The 429-nt window shown below is 53.8% G+C and carries 1 protein-coding gene; it reads right to left on the reverse strand.

Annotated features, from left to right (window positions below):
- On the reverse strand, positions 1-429 hold a 429-nt coding region (locus ACTHTU_RS11420; RefSeq protein WP_440362615.1), incomplete at both ends, for a beta-ketoacyl synthase N-terminal-like domain-containing protein.

A 429-nucleotide genomic window follows, 5' to 3' on the forward strand; every position in this document is an offset into this window, starting at 1 on the left:
GTCGTAAGGACGCGGGGTCAGTTCGGGTTCGCCGTTGCGGCGGCTGGCGGCATAAAGTGAATCGAAAACATAAACTTCAGACGGACAAAATTCTTCGCCGCCTCCCGCCGGCATCATATCAATCAGGCCGTATTTAATCGCTTCGTAGGCATAACCAATGCCTTGGCTGCCGGACGAACACGCGCTCGATGTCGGGATAATGCGGCCTTTCAAACCGAAGAAAATGCCGATATTGGCGGCAGTCGTATGCGGCATCATGCGCACATAAGTATTGGCGTTGAAATTGCGCGATGTGCTTGTTATCAAAAGTTCACCCATATCGCCGATGTCTTTGGTGCTGCCGACAGACGAACCGCATGCCACGCCCATACGACCGTCTGTAATGCTTTCATCGTCCAGCAAACCCGCATCCGTCAAGGCTTGCTCCGC

It is taken from the genome of Neisseria sp. P0020.S005, assembly GCF_051957055.1.
In the GTDB taxonomy this organism is placed as follows: domain Bacteria; phylum Pseudomonadota; class Gammaproteobacteria; order Burkholderiales; family Neisseriaceae; genus Neisseria; species Neisseria subflava_A.